This is a genomic window from Pseudonocardia sp. 2-7, from assembly GCF_056341085.1.
The window spans coordinates 3,338,733-3,361,863 of sequence record NZ_CP094507.1 but is presented as its reverse complement, the minus strand read 5'-3'; the positions used below and the strand labels follow the sequence as shown (position 1 = coordinate 3,361,863).

The 23,131-nt window shown below is 76.1% G+C and carries 16 protein-coding genes; 12 read left to right on the top strand and 4 right to left on the bottom strand.

Annotated elements, in window-relative coordinates:
* The first annotated feature begins 68 nt into the window (after positions 1 to 68).
* Positions 69 to 1,376, top strand: a complete 1,308-nt coding sequence (locus tag MTO91_RS16240; protein WP_476651735.1) for an MFS transporter — start codon at positions 69 to 71, stop codon at positions 1,374 to 1,376.
* A gap of 81 nt (positions 1,377 to 1,457) precedes the next feature.
* On the opposite strand, the gene MTO91_RS16235 is transcribed toward MTO91_RS16240, so the two are convergent.
* Entirely contained in the window at positions 1,458 to 2,432 is a 975-nt protein-coding gene (locus tag MTO91_RS16235) for a threo-3-hydroxy-L-aspartate ammonia-lyase (protein WP_476651734.1), read from the bottom strand.
* Between the two features lie 135 nt (positions 2,433 to 2,567).
* Here MTO91_RS16235 and MTO91_RS16230 point away from each other — a divergent pair, with 135 nt between their 5' ends.
* Both MTO91_RS16230 and MTO91_RS16225 read left to right on the top strand, forming a co-directional pair.
* A complete protein-coding gene (locus MTO91_RS16230; protein ID WP_476651733.1) occupies positions 2,568 to 2,957 on the top strand; it encodes an excalibur calcium-binding domain-containing protein in 390 nt (129 codons plus the stop codon).
* 31 nt (positions 2,958 to 2,988) lie between these two features.
* Positions 2,989 to 3,792, top strand: coding sequence for a class F sortase (locus MTO91_RS16225; RefSeq protein ID WP_476651732.1), 804 nt, complete (start codon positions 2,989 to 2,991; stop codon positions 3,790 to 3,792).
* Between the two features lie 175 nt (positions 3,793 to 3,967).
* On the opposite strand, the gene MTO91_RS16220 is transcribed toward MTO91_RS16225, so the two are convergent.
* Both MTO91_RS16220 and MTO91_RS16215 read right to left on the bottom strand, forming a co-directional pair.
* The gene (locus tag MTO91_RS16220) at positions 3,968 to 6,601 is read right to left on the bottom strand and encodes an ATP-dependent RNA helicase (protein ID WP_357438732.1); all 2,634 of its coding nucleotides are present in this window, start codon (positions 6,599 to 6,601) and stop codon (positions 3,968 to 3,970) included.
* A 16-nt stretch (positions 6,602 to 6,617) separates the two neighbouring features.
* Positions 6,618 to 6,767: a hypothetical protein gene (locus MTO91_RS16215; RefSeq protein WP_157818196.1), complete on the bottom strand. Its 150-nt coding sequence runs from the start codon at positions 6,765 to 6,767 to the stop codon at positions 6,618 to 6,620.
* A 149-nt stretch (positions 6,768 to 6,916) separates the two neighbouring features.
* On the opposite strand from MTO91_RS16215, the gene MTO91_RS16210 reads away from it, so the two are divergent.
* Positions 6,917 to 8,128, top strand: a complete 1,212-nt coding sequence (locus MTO91_RS16210) for an acyl-CoA dehydrogenase family protein (protein WP_073574543.1) — start codon at positions 6,917 to 6,919, stop codon at positions 8,126 to 8,128.
* On the top strand, positions 8,121 to 9,287 hold the full coding sequence (locus tag MTO91_RS16205; protein ID WP_073574544.1) for an acyl-CoA dehydrogenase family protein: 1,167 nt from the start codon (positions 8,121 to 8,123) through the stop codon (positions 9,285 to 9,287). The genes MTO91_RS16210 and MTO91_RS16205 overlap by 8 nt, the downstream gene beginning before the upstream one ends.
* A 15-nt stretch (positions 9,288 to 9,302) precedes the next feature.
* Here MTO91_RS16205 and MTO91_RS16200 read toward each other — a convergent pair whose 3' ends face one another.
* Positions 9,303 to 10,784 (bottom strand): alkaline phosphatase D family protein, encoded by a 1,482-nt coding sequence (locus MTO91_RS16200; RefSeq protein WP_476651730.1) that lies wholly within the window; start codon positions 10,782 to 10,784, stop codon positions 9,303 to 9,305.
* Between the two features lie 489 nt (positions 10,785 to 11,273).
* Between MTO91_RS16200 and MTO91_RS16195 the strand changes: the two genes are divergently transcribed.
* The 7 genes from MTO91_RS16195 to MTO91_RS16165 are packed head-to-tail and all read left to right on the top strand — an operon-like array spanning position 11,274 to position 23,095.
* Positions 11,274 to 13,967, top strand: a complete 2,694-nt coding sequence (locus tag MTO91_RS16195; RefSeq protein ID WP_405416679.1) for a Pls/PosA family non-ribosomal peptide synthetase — start codon at positions 11,274 to 11,276, stop codon at positions 13,965 to 13,967.
* On the top strand, positions 13,964 to 16,504 hold the full coding sequence (locus MTO91_RS16190; protein WP_476651728.1) for a non-ribosomal peptide synthetase: 2,541 nt from the start codon (positions 13,964 to 13,966) through the stop codon (positions 16,502 to 16,504). The genes MTO91_RS16195 and MTO91_RS16190 overlap by 4 nt, the downstream gene beginning before the upstream one ends.
* A 17-nt stretch (positions 16,505 to 16,521) precedes the next feature.
* Entirely contained in the window at positions 16,522 to 17,499 is a 978-nt protein-coding gene (locus MTO91_RS16185; protein WP_226364866.1) for a TauD/TfdA family dioxygenase, read from the top strand.
* Positions 17,496 to 18,539 (top strand): 2,3-diaminopropionate biosynthesis protein SbnB, encoded by a 1,044-nt coding sequence (sbnB, locus tag MTO91_RS16180; protein WP_350662368.1) that lies wholly within the window; start codon positions 17,496 to 17,498, stop codon positions 18,537 to 18,539. Before MTO91_RS16185 ends, sbnB begins: the two co-directional genes overlap by 4 nt.
* A gap of 31 nt (positions 18,540 to 18,570) precedes the next feature.
* The gene (sbnA, locus tag MTO91_RS16175; protein ID WP_476651726.1) at positions 18,571 to 19,626 is read left to right on the top strand and encodes a 2,3-diaminopropionate biosynthesis protein SbnA; all 1,056 of its coding nucleotides are present in this window, start codon (positions 18,571 to 18,573) and stop codon (positions 19,624 to 19,626) included.
* Positions 19,626 to 21,998 carry a hypothetical protein gene (locus MTO91_RS16170; RefSeq protein WP_476651724.1) on the top strand — a complete coding sequence of 791 codons (2,373 nt, stop codon included), beginning with the start codon at positions 19,626 to 19,628 and terminating at the stop codon, positions 21,996 to 21,998. The genes sbnA and MTO91_RS16170 overlap by 1 nt, the downstream gene beginning before the upstream one ends.
* Positions 21,995 to 23,095, top strand: coding sequence for an FAD-dependent oxidoreductase (locus MTO91_RS16165; protein ID WP_405416686.1), 1,101 nt, complete (start codon positions 21,995 to 21,997; stop codon positions 23,093 to 23,095). The genes MTO91_RS16170 and MTO91_RS16165 overlap by 4 nt, the downstream gene beginning before the upstream one ends.
* Positions 23,096 to 23,131: the final 36 nt, after the last annotated feature.

Here is a 23,131-nt window from a genome sequence, read left to right as displayed (position 1 = left end):
TGCAATGTTCGACAGGTCCGATACGTCCATGATCTCTCCGGGGTCCGTTCCCGGGGGAAGGCGATGACATGTCCCGAACATCCGGCGCGGCGCACGCCCCCAGCCCGTTCCGCCAGCCCAAGGCCGTCTGGGCGGTGGCCTTCGCCTGCGTCATCTCGTTCATGGGCATCGGGCTGGTCGACCCGATCCTGCCGTCGCTGTCCGGGCAGCTGCACGCCACGCACGCCGAGGTCGAGCTGCTGTTCACCAGCTACCTCGTCGTGACCGCGATCGCGATGCTGGTGACCGGCTGGGTGTCGTCCCGGATCGGCGCGAAGAGGACCCTCATCACCGGCCTCGCGCTGATCGTGGTGTTCGCGGCGCTGGCCGGGGCGTCGTCGGGGATCTGGGGCATCGTCGGCTTCCGGGCCGGCTGGGGCCTGGGCAACGCGCTGTTCATCGCGACCTCGCTCGCGGTGATCGTCGGTTCGGCCTCGGGCGGCTTCGCCGGTGCGATCGTGCTCTACGAGACCGCGCTCGGCGTGGGCATCGCGACCGGTCCGCTGCTCGGCGGCCTGCTCGGCAACGTCTCCTGGCGGGGCCCGTTCTTCGGCGTCTCGGTGCTGATGCTGATCGCGCTCGTCGCGACCGTCGTGCTGCTGGAACCGACGCCGGTCCCGACCCGCAAGGCACGGTTCTCCGAACCGCTGGCCGCCCTGCGCCACCGCGCGCTCGCCACCACCAGCGGGGTCGGGCTGCTCTACAACTGGGGCTTCTTCACCCTGCTCGGCTACGCACCGTTCCTGATGGGCGGGCTCGACCCGATCTCGCTCGGTGCGGTGTTCTTCGGCTGGGGGCTGCTCGTCGCGGCCTTCGCGGTGTTCGGCGCGCCCTGGCTCAAGGACCGCTTCGGCACCGCGCGCACCCTCTACGGCGCGCTCGTCGGCATCGCGGTGCTGCTCGCGGCCATCGGGCTGTTCGACGACGTGCCCGCCGTGGTGATCGTCGCGGTGATCCTGTCCGGCATCGTGGTCGGCGTCAACAACACCCTGGTGACGACGGCGGTCATGTCGATCTCGCCGGTGCCCCGCCCGACCGCGTCGGCCACCTACGGGTTCGTCCGGTTCATCGGTGGCGGCCTCGCCCCGTTCGCCGCGGGACTGATGGCCGCGGCCGTCGGCGCCTCGGTGCCGTTCCTGATCGCCGCGGTCGTCGTGCTGGTGGGGGTGGCGCTGCTCTCGACGATCCGCCGTGACCTGGACGCCGCCGATGCCGAGGCCGAGCAGCCCGGCCCGTCGCACGAGCGCGCCGCCGCCGAGGAGGCCGTCCGGGAGGTGCCCGGGCTGCCGACCGAGGCGGTGATCGCCGAGGACGCGCTGCAGCACGACCGGCGCTGAGACCCTCCGCCCCGACCGGGCCCCGTCCGGACCGTCCGGACGGGGCCCCTCCGTGTCGTGCCGCCCGGGCCGGTGGCGCGGTCAGCCGGTGACGAGGGCGGCGAAGCGGTCCAGGTCGACGTTGCCACCGGAGATCGTGACGCCGATCCGCGTCCCCGCCCACCGCTGCGGGTCCGCGGCGACGGCCGCCCGCACGCCCGCGAAGGCCAGCGCCCCGGTCGGCTCGACGAGCACCTTGTAGCGCGCCGCGAACAGCGCCATCGACTCGACCAGGGCGGTGTCGGGCACGGTCACGATGTCGGTGACGAGCTGCGCGATCACGGGGAACGTGTGGTCGCCGAGGTGGGTGGTGGCGGCGCCGTCGGCGAGCGTGCGGGGCTGCGGGATGCGCACGACGTGCCCGGCGCGCAGGGACTGCAGGCCGTCGTCGCCGGCCTCGGGCTCGACGCCGTACACCTGGGCGTCGGGGGACAGGGCCTGCGTCGCGAGCAGTGATCCGGAGAGCAGCCCGCCCCCGCCGAGGCAGACGAACAGCGCGTCGAGCGGGCCGTGGTCCTCCAGCAGCTCCAGCACCGCGGTGCCCTGCCCGGCGATGACGTGCGGGTGGTCGTAGGGCGGGACGAGGGTGAGCCCACGCTCCTCCGACAGCGCGGTCGCGATGGCCGCGCGGTCCTCGGCGTAGCGGTCGTAGCCGACGACCTCGGCGCCGTAGCCGCGGGTGGCGGCGAGCTTCGAGGCCGGGGCGTCGTGCAGCATCACGATCGTCGCGGGGACCTCCAGCAGCTGCGCGGCCAGCGCCACGGCTTGGGCGTGGTTGCCCGAGGAGTACGCGACGACCCCCGCCCGCCGCTGTGCCGCGGACAGCCGGGACAGCGTGTGGAACGCCCCGCGGAACTTGAAGCTCCCGGTGCGCTGGAGGTTCTCCGCCTTCACGAACACCTGTGCGCCGAGCTCGGCGTCGGTGAGCCGGGAGGTGAGGACGGGGGTGCGGTGGGCGTGGCCGCGCAGGATCGCTGCCGCGGCACGGACGTCGTCGGGGGTGGAGAGAGCGTTCACCGGACCACCTTCCGCCGCCCGGCGGAGCCGGTTCAAGCCCGTTCGGATCCATTCACGATCGGGTGTAACGACCGACACGTCCGGATCGCTGCTACCTGCGTGGCTCCCCCCACGTTCCCCGGAAGGACACCCCCGATGCGCCTCCGCTCCCTGTCCGCCGCCGTGCTCGTCGCGACCGCGGCCGCCCTCCCGCTCGCCGGTACGGCCTTCGCCCAGGACCGCAACTGCAAGGACTTCGCCAGCCAGGCCGACGCCCAGTCTGCCCTGACCCCGGGTGACCCCTACGGACTCGACCGCGACAACGACGGTCAGGCCTGCGAGGACCACGACTACGGCAGCGCGGCGTCCCCGGCCGCGGTCGAGGCCGCCTCCGACGACTCCACCCAGGTCACCGCGACGCCGGTCGGTGGCGTCGAGGCCGGTGGCGGCCCGGCCGACGTGCTGCCGCTGGCGCTCGGTGCCGTCGTCGCCGGTGGCATCGGCGCGGTCGCGGTGCGGCGCGTCGCCGCCGGTCGCCGCGGCTGACCCCGGCACCGTGCCCGGTCCCGTCCTCCCGGTGCCCGGACCCGCCGCACCGCCCGGTGCGCGGGCCGGGCGCGGCCCCGTGGCCGGGGACCGGTCCGGGCGCGGGACGGTGGCCGGGGACCACGCCGGTCGCGGAACGGTGGCCGGGGACCGGGCCGGGACGGTGCGGCGCGGGAGCCCGGACCGCGGGCGACGGGCGCGGCGACGGGCCGGTGCGCTGCGCCGGGTGACGCGGGTGCTGGCGCCGGTCGGTGTCCTCACCGCCGCGCTGCTGCTCGCCGACCCCGCGGGCGCACCCGAGCCCGGGGCGACGGCCGTCGCCTCCGTCCCGGTGCCCGCTCCGGCGCCCGCGCCGGGGGCGTTGCTGCCGCCGGGGCCCGCGCCGCTGGTGCGGTCCGAGCCGGTCCGGCTGCGGGTCGACCGGCTCGGGCTCGACACCGTGCCCCGGCCGATGGGGCTGGCCGCCGACCGGTCGATGGAGGTCCCCGAGGATGCGGGAACGGTCGGCTGGTACACCGGCGCACCGACCCCGGGGGAGGTCGGTCCCGCCGTGCTCACCGCGCACGTCGACTGGAAGGGACTGCCCGGCGCCTTCGCCGACCTGGACACCCTCGAGCCCGGCGACGAGATCCGCGTCGACCGCGCCGACGGGACGTCGGTGGTGTTCGCCGTGCGCCGGGTGGGGCGCTTCCCCAAGGCGGAGTTCCCGACCGCCGAGGTCTACGGCGATCTCGACCACGCGGGCCTGCGACTGATCACCTGCGGCGGGGTGTTCGACCGGTCGGCCCGCAGCTACGTCGACAACGTCGTGGTGTTCGCCGACCAGGTCCGCTGAGCGGCCCGGCTGTCCCGCGGAGCGAGGCCCGGGCCTTACGCGCCGTCGCGGTCCGTCGTCCCGCGCTCGTCGAGATGCAGCTCAGCGGGCTGTGGAGATCCACAATTCCCGCTGAGCTGCATCTCGGCGACAGGGCCTCCGCGCCGGCGGAGCTCCGGCGTGCGGGGCGCGGGGCTCATCTCCGGCGCCCGGTGCCCCGTCCCGGTGTCGCGGTCCGCGGGTCCTCGGGCCAGGCGTGCTTCGGGTAGCGCCCGCGGAGCTCGGCCCGGACCTGCGGGTAGGCGTTGTCCCAGAACGAGTCCAGGTCCGCGGTGACCGCCGTCGGACGCCCGGCGGGGGAGAGCAGGTGCAGCACCACCGGCACCCGCCCGTCGGCGACGGCCGGGGAGCCGGTCCACCCGAACACCTCCTGGACCTTCACCGGCAGGGCCGGGGCCGCGCCGGAGTAGTCCAGCGCGATCCGGGACCCGGTGGGGACGGTGAGCCGCTCCGGGGCCAGCTCGTCGATCCGCCCGGCGAGCCCGCCCACGTACGCGGCGACGTGGCGGCGCAGCGCGGGGCCGGCGTCGACCCGGGCCAGGTCGGAGCGGCGCCGGGCGGTGGCGAGCGGACCGGCCAGCCACCCGGCGGGATCGGCGGCCGAGTCGAGCAGCGCCTCCTCGGACACGTCGGGCCACGGTGTGCCCAGCACCCGGTGCAGGAAGTCCAACCGCTCGCGCAGGGAGACCGCCCCCGCCGTCCAGCGCAGCAGCCCGGTGCCCTCGGCACGCAGCCCGGCGACGAGCGCGTCGCGGACGGCGCCGGGGTCGGGGGAGCGGTCGGGCTTCTCCGACAGCACGATCGCGCCGAGCCGGTCGACGGTGCGGGCGCGGACGTCGCCGTCGCTCCAGACGGCCTCCGAGCCGGTGACCCGCAGCGGCGCGGCGGCCCGCAGCGCGGTCGCGGCGTCGGTGGTCGCGGCGAGGCGGACCCGGCCGTGGGTCTGCCCGGGGCGCCGGTCGGCGACGGCGACGGCCAGCCACTCGGCGTCGCGCAGCGGGCCGGGCGGGACCTCGACGGCGGTGCCACCGGTCATGAGGAACACCCCGGCCGCGGCGTCGCGGCGCCGGGCGAGCCGTTCGGGGTAGGCGAGCCCGGTGACCAGCGCGACGAGCTCGGCGCCCGGAGCCCCCGCGGCGCGCCCGGCCCGTTCGCGCGCAGGGCCCGGGGCCGCGGCGGCCGGGCCGGAGTGCGCCCCGGCTCCCGGCGAGGTGCCCGGCGACACGGTGGCGGTCGGCGAGGCGGCGACCGAGGAGGAGGCGGGCGACGAGGCGCGGGCGCGGCGCAGTGCACCGGTCAGGCGGTCCCGGTCCCCACGCCACCGCCCGGCGCCGGGGGCGTCGCCGGAGCGCAGCCGGGTCAGTGCGGCGGTCAGGTCGTCGGCGGGGCCGGCGAGGGTGTCGTCGTCGAGGACGGCGACGATCCCGGCGACCTCCCGCGGGTCCCCACCGGCGGCGACGCCGTCGAGCAGGGCCCTGGCGAGGCGCGGGTGCAGGCCCAGCGCGGAGATCCGCCGTCCCCGGTCGGTGACCGCGCCTCGCGTGTCGATCGCGCCGAGTGCGGTCAGCACCGTCCGTCCGGCGGCCAGCGGACCGGGCGGCGGGGCGTCCCACCAGCGCAGACCGCTGCCGTCGGGGGTGCCCCAGACGGCGAGGTCCAGCGCGAGCGCGGTGAGGTCGGCGGTGCGGATCTCGGGGTCCGGGGCGTCGGCGAGGACCTCGCCCTCGGGCCAGCAGCGGTAGGCGACGCCGGGCGCCTCCCGGCCGGCGCGGCCCGCGCGCTGGGTCGCGACCGCGCGCGAGACCCGCCGCGTCACGAGGCCGGACAGTCCGCGCCGGTGGTCGGTGTGCGGGACCCGGACCAGCCCGGAGTCGACGACGGCCCGGACACCGGGCACGGTCAGGCTGGACTCGGCGACGGCGGTGGCGAGCACGATCCGGCGCCGAGGCCCGTCGCGCAGCGCCGCGTCCTGCTCCGCGGCAGGCAGCCTGCCGTGCAGCGCGAGGACGTCGGCGTCGGGTCCGAGCTCGCGCAGCGCGGACGCGGTCCGCGCGATCTCCGCGACGCCCGGCAGGAACGCCAGCACGCTGCCGTGCTCGAGCGCCCGCACGCACGTCCGGGCGACGGTGTTCTCGATCCGCTCGCTCCCGCCGCGACCGGCCCGGGCGGGCGGGACGTGGGCGACGGCGACGTCGTAGCTGCGGGCGGCGACCTCCAGCACCGGCGCGGGCCGGTCGTCGTCGCCCAGCAGCACGGCGGGGCGGGCCGTGTCGAGAGTCGCGGAGGTGGCGAGCAGCCGCAGGTCGGGCCGCAGCCCGTCGCGGGCGTCGAGCAGCAGGGTGAGCAGCAGGTCGGCGTCGAGGTGACGCTCGTGCACCTCGTCGAGGACGACGGTGGACACCCCGGCCAGCTCCGGGTCCCCGGCGAGGCGGCGCAGCAGCAGGCCGGAGGTGACGACCTCGACCCGGGTGTCTGGCCCGGTGCGGGCGTCGCCGCGGACGCGGTAGCCGACCGGCCCACCGACCTCGGTCCCCAGCAGCGACGACATCCGGGCCGCGGCGGCGCGGGCGGCGACCCGGCGCGGCTCGGCGACCAGCACCGTGCCCCCGGGTGCCGGGCCGGAGCCGTCGAGCCCGGCCAGGGCGAGCGGGACGAGGGTGGTCTTGCCGGTACCGGGCGGGGCGACGAGCACGGCGCCGCCGCGGTCGTCCAGCGCCGCCCGCAGCTCGTCGAGGACGGCGCGGACCGGCAGGTCGGGGAGTGGGGGCATCACTCCCGAGTATGGGTCAGGCCAGCCCGCTGTACGACAGCACCATGATCACGACGACGGCGGCGGCCAGCCCGGCGGTGATCAGCAGCAGCACCCAGCCCGGCAGCGCGGTCCCGTCGAGGACGGGGGCCGCGGGACGGTGGGTGGCGGCGGTGGTGGCGGGCATCGTTGCTCCTGCGGTTCGGACTGCGTCGGACGGACGAACCTGATGTCGCGCACGGACCAGGAACCGTTAACCGTGGTCCCCGAAACTGATGACGGCTAGGTTCGGAGCGACGTCGACGACGACCGTCAGGCCCACCTTCCGGAGGTGCGATGAGCTCGCCCACCACGACCCGACCGGCATCCGACGCGGCCCGCGTGGCACAGGCCGCCCGGGAGGTGGTCGAGGCCCACGACCCGCTGTCGGTGCCGCGCGAGGAGCTGTTCGGCGCCCTCTACGACGCCGGGCTCGCCTGGGTGCACCACCCCGAGGGGCTCGGCGGCCTCGGGCTGTCCCGCGGGCTCCAGCCGGTGGTCGACCAGATCGTCACCGACGCCGGCGGCGAGCGGATGTTCGCGGTCAACCCGATCGGCTACGGCATGGGCGCGCCGACCGTGGTCGAGTACGGCCAGGACCGTGACCGGGTCGGGGCCTGGCTCCGGCCGATGGCCACCGGCGAGGAGATCTGGTGCCAGCTGTTCAGCGAGCCCGGCGCCGGCTCCGACGTCGCGGGCCTGGCCACCTCCGCGGTCCGTGACGGTGACGAGTGGGTCGTCAACGGGCAGAAGGTCTGGACGACCCTGGCCCACGTCGCGCGGTGGGGGATGCTCGTCGCCCGCACCGACCCCGAGCAGCCCAAGCACCGCGGCCTGACCTACTTCGTGATCGACATGACCCAGCCGGGCGTCGACGTCCGCCCGCTACGGCAGATGACCGGGCAGGCCGAGTTCAACGAGGTCCACCTGCACGACGCCCGGGTCCTCGACGCGCACCGGCTCGGTGAGGTCGGCGCCGGCTGGAAGGTCGCGATCACCACCCTGATGAACGAGCGCACCGCCATCGGCGGGGTCACCGGGCGGCGCGGCAGCGGCGTCATCGGCGAGGCCCTCGGCCTGTGGCGGGCCCACCCCGACCGGCACACCCCGGTGCTGCGCGACCGGCTCGCGGCACTGTGGACCCGCGCCGAGACCCACCGCCTCACCCTGGCCCGCGCGCGGCGCACCGCGAGCGCCGGACAGCCCGGTCCGGAGGGGTCGGTGTCCAAGCTGGTCGGCGCCGAGCTGAACCAGGACGTCTACGAGTTCTGCATGGACCTGCTCGGCCCGGACGCGCTGCTCTACGACGACTGGACGATGGACCGCGGGCGGGTGCACACCGACCCGAACTCCACGGTGCAGCAGCGCTTCCTGCGCTCGCGCGCGAACACCATCGAGGGCGGTACCTCGGAGGTCATGCGCAACATCCTCGGCGAACGCGTGCTGGGTCTGCCCGGCGAGCCCCGGTCGGACTCCGACCGCCCCTGGAAGGAGGTCCCCCGTGGCTGAGCAGGAGCTCCGGGAGTTCGACGTCACCGACGAGCAGCGCGAGCTGCGCGCGGCGCTGCACCGCTTCGCCGAGCGCCAGCACGACGAGGCCACCCTGCGCCGGCTCGTCGACACCACCGACGGGTTCGACCGGGCACTGTGGGCCCGGCTCGGCACCGAGCTCGGCGCGCTGTCCCTCGCGGTGCCCGAGGACCTCGGCGGCGCCGGCGGGACCTGTGTGGACCAGGCCGTCGCGGCGGAGGAGCTGGGTGCGGCGCTGGTGACCGGGCCGCTGCTCGGCACCGTCGCGCTCGCGGTCCCGGCGCTGGTCGCGGCCCCGGCGGGCGACGGGCGCGACGCGCTGCTCGCCGCGCTGGCCGACGGCTCGCGCACCGCGGCCCTGGTCGCCCGGCTCACCACGCCCTACGACGGCGCCTCCGCGGCCGGTGTCACCGCCGACGGCGACCGGCTCACCGGCACGGTGGAGCACGTCCCGGACGCGGGCGCCGCGGACGTGCTGTTCGTCGCGGCCGCGGGGCCCGAGGGCCCGGTGCTGGCCGTGGTCGACCCCGGCGCCGACGGGGTGCGGGTGCAGCGGTGCGGCTCGTTCGACGTGACCCGCCCGGTCGCCCGGGTCGTCCTCGACGGGGCGACCGGAACCGTACTCGCCACCGGCGCGGACGCCGACGGCGCGCTGCGGCACGCCTTCCGCACCGCCGGGGCGCTGCTCGCCGCCGAACAGGCCGGCATCGCCCGCCGGCTGCTCGACCTGACCGTCGCCTACGCGAAGGAGCGGCTGCAGTTCGGCAGGCCCATCGGGTCGTTCCAGGCGGTCAAGCACCGGTGCGCGGACATGCTCGTCGCCGTCGAACAGGCCCGGACCGCGGCGCTGCACGCGGCCTGGGCGGTCGACGACCCGCGCGTCGACGATGCCGACCTCGCCGTGTCGATCGCGCAGGCCACCTGTTCGGAGACGGCGTACCGGGTCGCCGCCGACGCGGTGCAGCTGCACGGCGGGATCGGCTTCACCTGGGAGCACGTCGCGCACCTGTACTACAAGCGCGCCGTCGCCGACGCGGCGCTGCTCGGGTCCGCCGAGGCCCACCGCGAGCGCATCGCCGCGCTGGTGCTGGACACCCTCGGCGACGACGTCCGCGAGCCCCGGGTGGCGACCGGCTGAGCGCGGGGGGGCGGGTCAGACCTTGTTCAGGCCCGGCTCCCGGTCCGGCACCACGAACGACGCCGCCGTGCGCACCGTGGCACCGGGCTCGCTGATCCGGGACACGGTGCGGAAGTCCGCGCGCATCTGCGCGGAGGTGAAGGTCGCCAGCACGTAGCCGCGCCGGTCGAGCGACCACACCGAGCTGCCGCTGCCACCGGACTTCGCGTCGCCGTCGCCGTCGCCGCCGGAGGTGACCGAGGTGGTGACGAGCTCGGTGCCGGCGATCCGGTCGTCGGCACCGGGGATCTCGTTGGCGTGGTGGACGTGCTCGTCGCCGGTGAGGACGACGGCGTTGCGCACACCCGCCTCGGTCCAGCCGCGGACCACCCGCTCCCGGGACCCGGTGAACTCCCCCCAGGTGCCGGACTTGCCGCCCCGGCGCGGGGCGAAGAACACCTGCTGGGCCAGCACGTCCCAGCCCGCGGCGGAGTCGGCCAGCCCGCGCAGCAGCCAGCGTTCCTGGTCGGCGCCGAGCATCGAGCCGCGCATCCGGTACTGACGGGTGTCCAGGACGTGGAAGGTGGCGAGCGAGCCCCACGCGAGCCGCCGGTAGAGCTGGATGTCCGGGCCGTCGGGCACCGAGGCCCGGCGCAGCGGCATGTGCTCGTAGTACGCCTGGGCCGCGGCACGGCGCCGGTCGGGCGTCGCGCCGTCCCAGTCGTTGACGACCTCGTGGTCGTCCCACACGACCACCCACGGTGCGACGGCGTGCGCGGCGCGCAGGTCCTCGTCGGAGCGCTGGTGGGCGTGGGTACGGCGGTACCCGGCGAGGGTCTTCGGCTCCGGCGGTCCCGGGTCGCGGACCTCGCCCCGGTCGGTCTCGTAGAAGTAGTCGCCCAGGTGCAGGACGAGGTCGGGGGCGTCGGCGGCCAGCCCGCGGTAGGCGGTGAAGTGGCCCGCCCCGAACTTCGCGCACGACGCCGTCGCGATGGTCAGCGAGGCGGCGGCCGCCCCGGCCGCGGGCGCGGTCCGGGTGCGTGCGACGGGGGAGAGGTGGCCACCGGTACGGAACCGGTAGAAGTACTCGCGGCCCGGGGCGAGTCCCGCGGGCTCGGCGTGCACGCTGTGCGCGAGTTCGCGGGTGGCGGTCTCCGTGCCGCGCGACACGACGCGGGCGAAGCGCTCGTCCTCGGCGACCTCCCACTCGACCTCGACCGCCCGGTCGGGCATCCCGCCGCGGCCGTCCTCGGCGTCGGGCTCGGGGGCGAGCCGGGTCCACAGGACCATCCCGTCGGGCGACGGGTCGCCCGAGGCGACGCCGAGGGTGAACGGGTCGGGCGTCGTCGCCTGCCGCAGGGCGCCGGCGAACCAGCGGGGCACGGCGGCGGGCTCACCGCCGGGCGTGGCCGGCACCAGCCCGGCGACCGCGGCCCCGAGGGTGCCGAGCAGCACGCTGCGGCGTGGCAGTGCGGTCACACGTCCTCCTGTGCGTGGTGGTCGGGGAGAACCGTCCATGCTCCGCCCCGGCGACCCCGGCGGCGGTGCGCACGCGCCGGGGCCGGTGTCGCCGGACGAGTGAATCACCGCGCGTGCCCGGCCACGGGCGATCGGCCGGAACCGGCCGGGTGCCCCCCCGGTCCTCCGCGGCACGCCCGCACCGATGACTGATGTGTAGTGAGCTGCATCACATCCAGGCTCACGTCGAACCCCCGCTCGTCGAGTCACGAAAACAGTTCATCGGGATCGCGCCGGATCGCGGCCCGCGACCGCGACGCCCTCGACGTCGCGGTCGGAATCGTGCCGCTCTGCCCCCGAAAATGTGTGAGTCGGGGGTCGGTCGATCATAAATATTGACTATGTAACGCGCTGGAAATGGTCGACGATTCTGCCCGTACACGCTCGTACTGCCGGGGGATGACGATGGTGTCGAAAGACGGGGTGATGACCGCCGGGCCTGTGCGCGAACAGGAATCGCGCACGGTGTCCGAGTCGGAACACGCTGTCGTGATCGCGTTCACAGCGATCATCACGGAGCTGCTCGACGCACCCGTGCGGCCGGACGACCACTTCTTCGTCGACGCCGGTGCCGACTCGATGGTCCTCGCCCGGTTCTGTGCGCGGGTCCGGCAGCGGCCGGACCTGCCGCACGTCGCGATGACCGACGTCTACGCCCACCCCACCGTGGCCGGGCTGGCCGCGGCACTCGCCCCGTCGGTCGCGCGCCCCGCTCGCACCGTCGACGACGTGCGCGAGGGCTACCGGGCGATCCTCGCCGAGCTGGTCGGCGCCGAGGTCGGGGCCGACGCCGACGTGTTCACCGACCTCGGTGCCGACTCCATGACGATGACCCGGTTCTGTGCCCGGGTGCGCCGCCGCGACGACCTTCCCGACGTCGCGATGACCGATGTCTACGCCCACCCCACCGCCGCCGGCCTGGCCGTCGCGCTCGCCGGCGACGCCGGTCCCGTGCCGGACGAGGCGCCGCCCGCGCCGCCGGTCCCGACCGGCACCACCCGCGCCTACGTGCTGTGCGGCGCGGCGCAGCTGCTCACCTTCGTCGTGTTCACCCTCGCCTACGGCACCCTGCTCGGCGCGGTGTACCAGTGGATCGCCCTCGGCACCGGGCTGGTGGACTTCTACCTGCGCTCGCTGGCCGCGGTGGCGGTGGCCTTCACGGTGTTCGCGGTGCTCCCGATCGCCGCGAAGTGGCTGCTCGTCGGCCGGTGGACCGAGCGCGAGATCCCGCTGTGGAGTGCCGCCTACTACCGGTTCTGGCTGGCCAGGACCCTGGTCCGCACCAACCCGCTGCTGCTGGTCGCCGCGGGCTCGCCGCTGCTGCCGCTCTACCTGCGGCTGCTCGGCGCCCGGATCGGGCCCGGCGTGGTCATGCTGGCGCGCACCATCCCGGCCTGCCCGGACCTGCTCACGATCGGCGCGAACACCGTGCTGCGCAAGGACTCGATCCTGTCCTGCTACCGCGCCGAGCCGGGCATCATCCGGACCGGCCGGGTCACGATCGGTGCCCGCGTCGTCGTCGGCGAGGCGTCGGTGATCGACATCGGGACCGAGATCGGCGACGGCGGACGGCTCGCCCACGCCTCCTCGCTGCACACCGGTCAGGTCGTCCCGGCCGGTGCGACCTGGTGGGGCACTCCGGCCCGCCCGGGCGGCGGAGATCCCGGCGCCGGGGTCTCGGCGACGGTCGGCCGGGCCCGGCGCGCCGGCTATGCGACCGGCCAGCTCGGCTGGCTGCTGCTGGTCTGGCTGCCGCTGGGCACCGGTGTGGTCGACGTCGTGCTGGCGTCCGTGCCGACGCTGGCGGCGGTGATCGGCAGCGGGGCCGCCGGGGTGGTCTCGTCCCAGCTCTGGCTCGACGCCCTCGTCAGCTCGACCGGCCTGCTCCTCGCCGGGACGGCCGTCGGTCTGTTCGGGGCCGCAGTGGTCGCGCGCGTGCTGTCGCTCGGGCTCACCGAGGGTCGTCCGTACCCCCTCTACGGCCTGCGATACACGTTGCAGCGCACCGTGTTACGGATCACGAACGTCCGGTTCTTCACCTATCTGCTCGGCGACAGCTCCTACATCGTCGATTACCTCCGGATCATCGGACACGACCTCCGGCGCACCCCGCAGACGGGAACGAATTTCGGTACCGCGGTGAAGCAGGAGACGCCGTTCGCGAGCTCGATCGGAACCGGCACGATGGTCGCCGATGGTTTGTCCATCGTCAATGTCGACTATTCGGACACCGCATTCGTCGTGAACCGGACACGGATTGCGTCGAACTCGTTCCTGGGCAACAGGATCGTGTGGACGGCCGGCTCCAGGGTCGGCGACGACTGCCTGATCGCCACCAAGACGCTCGTCCCCACCGACGGCCGGGTGCGGACCGGGGTCGGGCTCCTGGGCTCGCCGCCGTTCGAGATCCCCCGCACCGTCGCCCGGGACTCGATGTTCGGCCACCTGCACACCGGGCTCGACCTGCACGACCGGCTGCGCGCCAAGAACCGCTACAACCGCCGCACCATCGCCCTGGCCGTGGCGTTCCGGTGGGGCGCCCTGTTCGGGGTCACCCTGCTCACCCTGGTCGTGGCCGCCCTGCTGGCGCCGCTGGGCCCGGTCGCGGTCGGGGTGCAGCTGCTGTTGTCGCTGCTGTTCACGATGACGTACACGATCACCGTCGAGCGGCTCACCGTCGCCGGGCGCCGCCGGCTCCAGCCGCGCTTCTGCTCGGTCTACGACCCGTACTTCTGGTGGCACGAGCGCTACTGGAAGCTCGTGGTGCAGGGCTGGGACCGGATGCTCGCCGGGACCCCGTTCAAGAACCTCGTCACCCGCGCGCTCGGCGTGCAGATCGGCCGCCGCGTCTTCGACGACGGCTGCGGCATGACCGACCGCACGCTCGTGCGCATCGGCGACGACGTCGTCCTCAACGCCGGGTCGGTGCTGCAGTGCCACTCGCAGGAGGACGGCACCTTCAAGTCCGACTTCATCTCCGTCGGCACCGGCGCCTGTCTCGACGTCGGTGCCTTCGTCCACTACGGCGCCGTCGTCGGCGACGCCGCCCGCATCGGCTGCGACGCCTTCCTCATGAAGGGCGAGGAGGTCCCCGCCGGTGCCGTCTGGGAGGGCAATCCGGCCGCCGCCCCGCGCTCCCGCCCCGCCCCGACCCCGCTGCTGAACGGAGAGACCGCACGATGACCGGCACGCTCGCCGACCCCGCCACCACGACCGCCCGCGAGTACTGGACCCGGGTGCTGCTCACCGGCGGTGCCACCCCGGCCCTGTCCTGGACGGCGACGTCCCGGCCCGGGACCGCCGTGCACACCGAGCCGATCCCGCGGGACGCGGTCGCCGCCGTCGCCGCGGTGACCGGCGTGGAGGCCGGCGCGGTGCTGCTCGCCGCGCACGCCGCCGTCCTCGCGGCCCTGTCCGGCGACACCGAGGTGACCGCCGGTGTCCCGGCCCGCACCGGCGCGACGCCGCTGCCGGTGTGCCTGGACACGGCCCGCAGCTGGTCCGCGCTGGTCACCGCGGCCGCCGACGCCCTGGCCGGGCTGCGCACCCACCCCGAGCCCGACCTGGGACGCCTCGCCGCCGAGCTCGGGACGGCGGTGCCCTCGTTCGGCACCGTGCTCGACCCGGGCACGGACCTGCGCGGCGCCGAGATCGCCCCCGGCGCGCTGGACCGCACCGGTGACCGCGGTGCCGACACGGACACCACGATCGGCGACGGGCCGGGTGCCGCCGGGCTGCACGTCGCGGTGTCCGGGGCGACCCTGCGCCTGACCTACCGTCTCGACCTGCTCGACGTGGGCGCGGCCGCCCGGATCGCCGGCTACCACGCCGCGGCCCTGGCGCTCGCCGCCGCCGACCCCGGCGCGCCCGTGCGTCCGTCGGCGCTGGTCGGGCGGGCCGAGCGCGACGCCCAGCTCGGCGACCTCGCCGGCCGGCCCCGGGACCTGCCCGACCGCCGCCCGCATGAGCTGCTCGCCGACCGCGCCGCCGCGGCCCCCGACGAGGTCGTCGCCGAGCACGCGGGCGTCACCCTCACCCGCGCCGAGCTGGAGGACCGCGCCGCCCGCGTCGCCTCGACCCTGCTCGACGCCGGGCTGGCGCCCGAGGACGTCGTCGCCGTGGTGTGCGACCGCGACCTCGACTGGATGGTCGCGGTGCTCGCCGTCCTGCGCGCCGGTGGCGCCTACCTGCCGGTCGAGCCGCATTTCCCGGCCGAGCGGATCGCCCGCACGCTGACCCGCGCCGGGTGCCGGATCGCGCTGACCACCGACGCCACCCGCGCCCACCTCGACGAGGCCGGCGTCGCGACGACGGTGCTGACCGTGCCGGACGCGGTCGCCGCCGCCGACGGCCCCGCACCCACCGCCGACGTCCCGGCCGACGGGCTCGCCTACCTGTACTTCACCTCCGGCTCCACCGGCGAGCCCAAGGGCGCGATGTGCGAGCACGCCGGGATGCTCAACCACCTGCTCGCCAAGATCGAGGACCTGGAGCTGGAGCCGGGCTGCGTGGTCGCCCAGACCGCGCCGCAGTGCTTCGACATCTCGCTGTGGCAGCTCGTCGCGGGCCCGCTCGCCGGCGGGCGGACCCTGCTCGTCGAGCAGGACGTGATCCTCGACGTCCGCCGCTTCGTCGACACCCTGGTGCGGTCCCGGGTCACCGTCGCCCAGCTCGTGCCCAGCTACCTCGAGGTCGTGCTGACCTACCTGGAGGAGCACCCCACGGCGCTGCCCGACCTGCGGATGGTCTCGGCCACCGGGGAGGCGCTCAAGACCGAGCTGGTGCAGCGCTGGTTCCGGGTGCTGCCCGGCGTCCCGCTGGTCAACGCCTACGGCCTCACCGAGACCTCCGACGACACGAACCACGCCGTGCTGCGCGAGGCTCCCGCGGACGGCCGGGTCCCGCTCGGCGCCCCGGTGCCCGGGGTGAAGGTCTACGTCGTCGACGCCGACCTGGCGCCGGTCCCGCTCGGCGCGCCCGGGGAGATCGTGTTCTCCGGGGTGTGCGTCGGCCGCGGCTACGTCAACGACCCCGACCGCACCGCCGCCGCGTTCGGCTCGGACCCGCACCGGCCCGGCGAGCGGCTCTACCGCAGCGGCGACCACGGTCGCTGGCGCCCGGACGGGCAGCTCGAGTTCCTCGGCCGCCGCGACAACCAGGTCAAGATCCGCGGGTTCCGGATCGAGATCGGCGAGATCGAGAACGCGCTGCTGGCGGTGCCCGGCGTCCGCGACGCCTGCGTCGTCGTCGCGACGACGGCGGGCGGGCCGCAGCTGGTCGCCTACCACGCCGGCGACGGCCCGGACGCGCCCGAGGTCCGGGCCCGGCTGGCGCGCAGCCTGCCCGCCTACATGGTCCCGCCGACGGTCCACCGGCTCGACCCGCTGCCGGTCACCGCCAACGGCAAGATCGACCGCAAGACCCTCACCGCGCACGCGACCGCGGCCGCGGCGCAGGCCGCCGTCGCTCCGGCGGTGGGTGGCCCGACCGGCGGCGATCTCACCGCGGCCCAGCGCCGCGTCGTCGACGCCGTCACCCGCGTGCTCGACCTGCCCGCCGGATCGGTGGGCGCGGGAGACGACTTCGCCGACCTGGGGGGCAGCTCGCTGTCCGCGGTGAAGCTCGTGATCGCACTCGGCCGAGCCGTCACCGTCCGCCAGGTGCTCGACCATCCCGTCCTCACCGACCTCGCCGGGTTGCTCCCGGCCGACCAGCTCTGACCACCACAGGGGGAGACATGACCGGATCACTGCTGGGGGTGCGCCCGCACCCCGGACGACCGCCCGTCCTCGACGCGGGCCCGGGCGGCGACGCCGCCGGCTGGACCGAGCGCCACGGCGACGCGCTGCGCGACCTGCTCGACGACCACGGTGTCGTGCTGGTGCGCGGGCTCGGCCTGCGCACGGTCGCCGACGTCGCCGGCGTGGCCGCCCGGCTGGGGACCGGCAGCTACGTCGAGCGCGAGGCGATCGCCGCCCGGACCCTGCTGTCCGACGGCGTCTACTCGGCCACCCCGTGGCCCGCGCGCCAGCCGATGTGCGCCCACCACGAGCTGTCCTACGTCCTGGACACGCCCGCCACGCTGCTGTTCGCCTGCCTGCGTGCACCCGAGACCGGCGGCGCGACACCGCTGGTCGACACCACCCGGGTCGCGGCGGACCTGCCGCCCGCACTCGTCGACCGCGTCGAGCGCGAGGGCTGGATCCTCACCCGCTCCTACGGCGACGACATCGGCGCCTCCTGGGAGCAGGCGTTCGGCACCGCCGACCGCGACGCCGTCGAGCGCTACTGCCGGGCCAACGCCATCGCCACCGAGTGGACGCCCGACGGCGGGCTGCGCACCCGCCAGCGCCGGCACGGCGTGCTGATGCACCCGGTCACCGGGCAGCGGGTCTGGTTCAACCAGATCGCGTTCCTGTCGGAGTTCGCGATGGACCCCGAGGTCCGCGAGTTCCTGCTGGAGATGCACGGCCCGGACGGGCTGCCGTTCAGCACCCGCTTCGGCGACGGCTCCCCGGTGCCCGAGGCGGTCGTCGACGAGATCAACGCCGCGCACGACCGGCACGCCGTCCGCGAGCCCTGGCAGGACGGCGACCTGCTGGTCGTGGACAACCTGCGGTTCGCCCACGGCCGCGACCCCTACACCGGTGACCGACACGTCGTCGTCGCCATGACCGACGGCGTCGCCGTCCCCGCCTTCGAGGGAGCCCGATGAACGCCCCGGCCGAGTCCGTCCCCGCCTTCTCCGTGATCTCCGGCGCCCAGGTGGCGCGGGCGCTCGGCGGGCGGGAGAAGGAGCTCGTCGAGCTCGTCGAGGACACCTACCGGGTGCACGGTGCCGGCGCGACGGTGAACCCGCCGTCGTACTTCCTGCGGTTCCCCGACCGGCCGTCGTCGCGGATCATCGCGCTGCCCGCGTCGCTGGGCGGCACCGGTGGCGACACCGGCGTCGACGGCATCAAGTGGATCTCCAGCTTCCCGGAGAACGTCGCCCGCGGCGTCCCCCGGGCCTCGGCGGTGCTGATCCTCAACGACCCCCGCACCGGCTACCCGTACGCCTGCCTGGAGAGCTCGATCATCTCCGCGACCCGCACCGCGGCGTCGGCGGCCTCGGCGGCCGACCGGCTGTCGCGCGACGGGGCCCGCCCGCGTCGCGTCGGGTTCGTCGGGACCGGGCTGATCGCCCGCTACATCCACCAGTTCCTGGTCGGCACCGGCTGGACCTTCGACGAGGTCGGCGTGTTCGACCTCTCCGCGGACTCCGCCGAGGGGTTCCGGGGCCACGTCGAGCGCACCGCGCCGGGCGAGGTCCGGATCCACGACTCCGCCGAGTCGCTGGTCCGCGGCAGCGATCTCGTGATCTTCGCGACCGTCGCGGGCACCCCGCACGTGCACGACCCGGCCTGGTTCGACCACCACCCGCTGGTGCTCAACGTGTCGCTGCGCGACCTGTCCGCGGACATCGTGCTCAGCGCCTTCAACGTCCTCGACGACGTCGAGCACTGCCTCAAGGCCGACACCTCCCCGCACCTGGCCGAACAGGCCACCGGGAACCGCGACTTCGTCGACGGCACCCTCGACCAGGTGCTCGACGGCACGCTGGCCGTCCCCACCGACCGCACGGTCGTGTTCTCCCCGTTCGGCCTCGGGGTCCTCGACCTCGCCGTCGGACGGTTCGTCCACGCCGAGGTCGCCCGCGCCGGCGAGCTGCACACCGTCGACGACTTCTTCCACGAGCTGAGCCGGCACGGCTGAGCCGCCACCACTGGTACACGAGGGGTCGACGATGACCGTCATCTCCGCACCCGAAGACTTCAACACCGACGACCTGTACGTCGACCTGACCGGGGTCCTCGGACTGTCGCTCTACCTCAAGTGCGAGGGCTTCAACTTCGCAGGATCGGTCAAGCTCAAGGCCGCGCTCGGCATGGTCACCGACGCCGAGCGGCGCGGCCTGCTGCACCGCGGATCGGTGCTCGTGGAGTCCTCCTCGGGCAACCTCGGCGTCGCGCTCGCCATGATCGCGGCGAGCCGGGGCTACCGGTTCGTCTGCGTCACCGACCCGCGCTGCAACCCGGCCACGCACCGGCTGATGGCGGCGCTCGGCGCGGAGGTCCGCGTGGTCGACACCCCGGACGCGGCCGGTGGCTTCCTCGCCACCCGGATCGCGCTGGTCCGCTCGCTGGTCGCCGGCGACGACCGCTACGTGTGGCTCAACCAGTACGCCAACCCGGAGAACCAGGGCTCGCACCTGGTCACCACCGGGCCGGAGATCGAGGCGGCGTTCCCGCAGCTCGACGTGGTCTTCGTCGGCGCGGGCACGACCGGCACGCTGATGGGCTGCGCCCGCTACTTCCGGTCCCGGCCGCGGCCGGTCCGGGTGGTCGCGGTCGACGCGGCCGGGTCGGTCACCTTCGGCGACCGGCCGACGCCCCGGATGATCCCGGGGCTGGGCACCAGCGTCCGCCCGGAGGCGCTCGACGAGTCCTACATCGACGATGTCGTGCACGTCGCCGAGCCCGACACGCTCGAGGCGTGCCACGCCCTGGCCCGCCGCGGGTTCCTGTTCGGCGGGTCGACCGGCACCGTCGTCGCGGGGGCCGCGGACTGGCTGCGCCGCCACGGCGACGCGACGACCACGGCCGTTGCGCTCGCCCCGGACATGGGGGAGCGCTACCTGGACACGGTCTACCGGCCGTCGTGGCTGGCCGAGCACTTCGGCCCCGAGGCGGCGGCCGGGATGCCGCAGCCGCGCGAGGCCACGATCACCGAGGTCACGCCCGCCGGCGTGGTCACCGAGATCCTGCCCGGTGGCCCGGCCCTGGTCGCGGGGTCCCGCTGATGGCCCGCACCAGGACCCCGCGGGCCCCGCTGGTCCCGCCGCGGCGCGAGGCGGAGGCGGTGGCCGGGTCGGCGCCGTCGCGGCCGACGCCCTACCGCCGCGGGGGCGCGCCGCAGGAGCAGGCCGACGGTGCCCCGGGCGCCGTCGACGACGTCTCCGCGACCACGGCGCTGCCCGCGGTGACTCCGTCGCCGGCCGGTGCGGCCCCGGCTTGGGGCGACGAGCGCCCCCCGGTGCGCGACGCCGGTACCGGTGCCGCTGAGCTGCCACGGTCGGCTGAGCTGCCGCGGTCCGCCGAGCCGTCGTCGCGCCCCGGCATGCCGGCGCGGGCCCGGTCGCGGCGGCGGGGGCTGGTGCCGCCGCCGGGTGCGGTGACCCGGGCCGAGCCCGTCGCGTCGTCGGCGGAGCCCGGTACCCCGGACGCTTCCGGTGTTTCCGGGGTGGAGGACACCGTCCAGACGCGACCGCGCACCGGGGCCGACCCGCGCAGCGGCACCGACGCGCAGCACGGGACCGAGTCGCGCACCGGAGCCGAGACACGCAACGGCACCGACGCACGCAACGGCACCGACGCACGCAACGGCACCGACGCACGCGCCGGGACCGAGCCGCGCGCCGGGGCACACCGCACCGCGACCCCGACGTCGCTGCCGACCTCACCCCGCACCGGCACCCAGTCCCCGCCCCGGTCCCCGGCCCCGGGTCCGGGTTCGGTGGACGGCGCGAAGGGCAGGAACGGCGCGGACGATGCGCACGGCGCGGTGTCGGCCACGACGCCCGTCGGACCGTCGGCGGTCACGGGGACGGCGTCGGTCACCGGCTCCTCGGCCCTGCCCACCCGGTCCGCACCGCTGGGCGCACCGGCGCCGACGGCACCGTCCCGTCCGTCCCCGGCCACCTCGTCGATCCCGCGGGTGCCGCCGACGGCGTCCGTGCCCACCCCCGCACCGACCCCGCAGCGGCCCCCGGTCGCACCCCTGCGTCCGGCCCCGACGGGGTCCGGACCGGCGCTGCCGGCGGGGTTCGACGGTCCGGCCCCGCCCGGTGCGCCCCGGCCGGACCGGACCGCGGCACCGGCCCCGTCGACCACCCCTGCGGCCGCACCGGTCCCGGCCGCGGCACCGGCAGCCGTCCCGTCCGGGACGGACCGCAACGGCGCCCTGGCGGAGATCGGCGCGACCCTGCGCCGTCGCCGCGCGCCCGTCACCGGAGCCGTGCTGCTCGCGGCCGCGGGCGCGGCGGGCCTGGCCGTGCTCCTCCCGCCGCCCACCGTCGCGACGACGTCGGTGCAGGTCGGCTCGGTCGGCACCGCCGACCCCGGGCCGGCCACCACCCGCGCGCTCGCCGCGGCCGGCAGCGCCGCCTTCACCGATCGCGTCGCCCAGCTGACCGGCTCCACCGTCACCGACGTCGCCGGGCGCCTCGTGCTCACCGCACCCGAACCGGGTGTGGTCGCCGTCCGCGCCACCGGCACGGACGACGCGACGGCCACCGCGCTGGCCGACGACGCGGTCACCGCGCTGCGCGAGCGCATCGGCGCCCTCGACGCCGCCGTCACCACCGGCGGAACCCAGCCGCTGCGCGCCGAGATCGACCGGCGGGCCGCCGACGCCCAGGCCAACGGCAGCTCCGGCACCACCGGGACCGACCCGGTCGCCGAGCAGCTCGGCCGGACACTGGCCGACCGGACCGGGCAGGTCACCGTCGTCGTCGACGGGCCCGATCCGGTCGTCGCGCCGGAGGTCCCGACCGCGTGGTGGGTCGGCGGCGCGGCCGGGGTCGGCGCCGGTGCGGCGCTGCTGCTGGCCGGCCTCGGGGTGCCCGCGGTCCGCCGCGGCCGCGGACTGCTGCCCGAGGCCCACCCCGAGGACCGGCTCCGGGCCCGGCTCGACGTGCCGGTGCTCGCCCCGGGCACCGCCCCGGACGCGGTGCCGCGCCTGGCCGGTGCCTACCGCGACCTGCTGCGCCACGTCGACCGCCTCACCGTCGTCCAGCTGACCCGCGAGCCCGCCTGCGACGTCGCGTCCGAGCTGGTCAAGGCGGCCGCACTGGTGGGGGACCGGCGCGAGTACCGCGACCTCACCCCCGGCGCCCCGGCGACGACCGTCGCCCCGGGAACGCCGGTCGTGCGGGCCCTGCGGGTCCCGCGGCTCGCGCACGAGGACCTGTGCAGCGTGCGCGACGGCGGGCCGAGCGTGCTCGTCGTCGAGACCGCCGCGACGACCACCGAGGACGTCGTGACGGCCGTCGCCGCGCTGCGGGCGGTCGGTGCGCCGCCGCTGCTCTGCCTGGTCTGGCCGGGACGCCTGCCCCGGGACCCGGCCCGCGTGCCGCTGCCCGCGGACGCCCGGATCCGGTCGCAGCACCCGTGAGGCGGGCCGGGTCGGTCGAGTGCGCCGTCGTCGGGCTGGGTGTGCTCGGCGCGGCGTCGCTGCTCGCGCTGGCCCGCGCCGGGGTGTCCTGCGTCGGGTTGGAGTCCGGGCGCGTCGGCCACCCCGACGGCGGTTCCGGCGGCGGGACGCGGATCTTCCGCACCGCCGTCGCGACCGGGCCGGACCACGTCCGCCTGCTCGACCGCAGCCGTGAGCTCTGGACCGGACTGCCCGGCGCGCCGTTCACCGCCTGCGGCGCGCTCACCCTCGGCCCCCGCGACGACCCGCGGGTCCGGGCGGTCGCGCTGCCGGGCCGGACCACCGTGCTCGACGCGGCCACGGCGGCCGCGCGCTGGCCCGCGCACCTGCTCGGCGCGGACGAGGTGGCCGTGCTCGACCCGGGCGGCGGGCTGCTCGACGCCGGCACCGCCACCCGCGGGCTCGTCGCGGAGGCCCGCCGGGCCGGGGCGGCCGTCCGGGAGGGCGTCACCGTCGTCGGCATCGGCAGGCGGCGCGGGCGCGTCGTGCTGCACACCGTCGACGGCGAGACCGTCGCCGACCACGTCGTGATCGCCACCGGTCACGGCGCCGGTCTCGTCCCGGGCGTCACCGGGATCGAGCAGCGCCGTGTCGTGCTGAGCTGGTTCGGGGTGCGGGACCCCGCCCGGTTCGCGCCCGCGGTCTTCCCGCCCGGGATCCACACCGCGGCACCGGTGCACACGTTCTTCCCCGCCGTCGACGGCGCCACCGTCAAGATCAACCACCAGCAGCCGCAGCCCCGCGTCCACTCGCCGGCCGACCACCACCCGTTGGTCGAGGCCGGCTACACCCGGGACTGGGCCGGTGCGGTCGCCGCCCGCCTCGCCGGCATGTCCGACCGGCCCGCCCGGCTGGAGTCCTACGTCGAGGGCTACACCCCGACCCGCCGCGGGATCGTCGCGCTCGCCCCGTGGGAGCCGCGCACCGTCGTCCTCGGCGGGTTCTCCGGCCAGGGCTTCAAGTACGCCCCGGCCGTCGGCGAGCTCGTCGCCGGCCTGGTAAGGACCGGCCGGTCCGGGTCGCCGGCGTTCGCCCCGGCGCTCGCGGCCGGGGGCTGAGCGGCCCGCTTCCCCGGACCCGCCCCGGGGTGCGAT

What these genes read in the sequence shown, in the direction of transcription:
- MTO91_RS16240 (WP_476651735.1), top strand. Translation starts at nt 69, where the DNA reads ATGTCCCGAACATCCGGCGCGGCGCACGCCCCCAGCCCGTTCCGCCAG.
- MTO91_RS16230 (WP_476651733.1), top strand. Translation starts at nt 2,568, where the DNA reads ATGCGCCTCCGCTCCCTGTCCGCCGCCGTGCTCGTCGCGACCGCGGCC.
- MTO91_RS16220 (WP_357438732.1), bottom strand. Translation starts at nt 6,601, where the DNA reads ATGCCCCCACTCCCCGACCTGCCGGTCCGCGCCGTCCTCGACGAGCTG.
- MTO91_RS16215 (WP_157818196.1), bottom strand. Translation starts at nt 6,767, where the DNA reads ATGCCCGCCACCACCGCCGCCACCCACCGTCCCGCGGCCCCCGTCCTC.
- MTO91_RS16210 (WP_073574543.1), top strand. Translation starts at nt 6,917, where the DNA reads ATGAGCTCGCCCACCACGACCCGACCGGCATCCGACGCGGCCCGCGTG.
- MTO91_RS16200 (WP_476651730.1), bottom strand. Translation starts at nt 10,784, where the DNA reads ATGGACGGTTCTCCCCGACCACCACGCACAGGAGGACGTGTGACCGCA.
- MTO91_RS16190 (WP_476651728.1), top strand. Translation starts at nt 13,964, where the DNA reads ATGACCGGCACGCTCGCCGACCCCGCCACCACGACCGCCCGCGAGTAC.
- MTO91_RS16185 (WP_226364866.1), top strand. Translation starts at nt 16,522, where the DNA reads ATGACCGGATCACTGCTGGGGGTGCGCCCGCACCCCGGACGACCGCCC.
- sbnB (WP_350662368.1), top strand. Translation starts at nt 17,496, where the DNA reads ATGAACGCCCCGGCCGAGTCCGTCCCCGCCTTCTCCGTGATCTCCGGC.
- sbnA (WP_476651726.1), top strand. Translation starts at nt 18,571, where the DNA reads ATGACCGTCATCTCCGCACCCGAAGACTTCAACACCGACGACCTGTAC.
- MTO91_RS16170 (WP_476651724.1), top strand. Translation starts at nt 19,626, where the DNA reads ATGGCCCGCACCAGGACCCCGCGGGCCCCGCTGGTCCCGCCGCGGCGC.